Source organism: Stenotrophomonas sp. PS02300 (genome assembly GCF_029959395.1).
Taxonomy (GTDB): Bacteria; Pseudomonadota; Gammaproteobacteria; order Xanthomonadales; family Xanthomonadaceae; genus Stenotrophomonas; species Stenotrophomonas maltophilia_AD.
In genome coordinates, this window is record NZ_JASCOP010000257.1 from 1 (window position 1) to 706 (window position 706).

General features: G+C 73.2%; 1 protein-coding gene. It reads right to left on the reverse strand.

Annotated features, from left to right (window positions below; genetic code table 11):
* Positions 1 to 706: penicillin acylase family protein (locus QMX79_RS20820; protein WP_282248470.1), on the reverse strand; the 706-nt coding region annotated here is incomplete at both ends.

Genomic DNA, 706 nt, shown 5'->3' on the forward strand with positions numbered 1-706 from the left:
CCCCCAGGTCGTAGCCGGCGTTGCCGGCCACCGCCAGGTCGGCGCCATCCAGCACGCGGCCGTTCGCGGTCCACAACCGCTGGGCGGGTGGGTCCACCAGGGCCGGTGACTGGTCGCTGCGGATCGCCCACGGCGCGCAGCGGGCCGGTGCGGCGCTGGTGAAGCCATTGGGCGGGCAGTCCGCCGCGCGGTCCGGGCGGGCGCCGATCAACCGCCAGGCAATGCGCCCCTTCGCGTCGGCCAGCAGCAGGTTCTGGGTGGGAATGCCGGCGCGGTCGGCGATCTTCAGCGCGTCGTCGAGGTCACCGGCCCGTGCCATGTCGGCGAACGCCATGCTGACCGCACCCGGCAACTGTGCGGTCCAGCGCAAGGCCTCGCCGCTGCCATCGGCGCGCTCGTGCAGGATCGGGCCCCACGCGGTTTCGCGCACGCGCAGGGTCACGGTGGCGCCACCGGCCACGCGGATGCGCTCTTCATGCACACGGACGCCGTCGGCGCCTGCGGGCACGGGCATGAAGTCGGCGTTGTCGATGTAGCTGTTGGTGAAGCCCCAGGCGACATGGCCGTTGCTGCCGACGACGATCGCCGGCAACCCGGGCAATGAGAAGCCGCTGACATCCACCTGGCCGCCCGGTGCGCCGGGGTCGGGGTAGCGCAGCCGCACCCGGAACCACAGGTTCGGCGCCCGCAGGCCCAGGTGCATGTG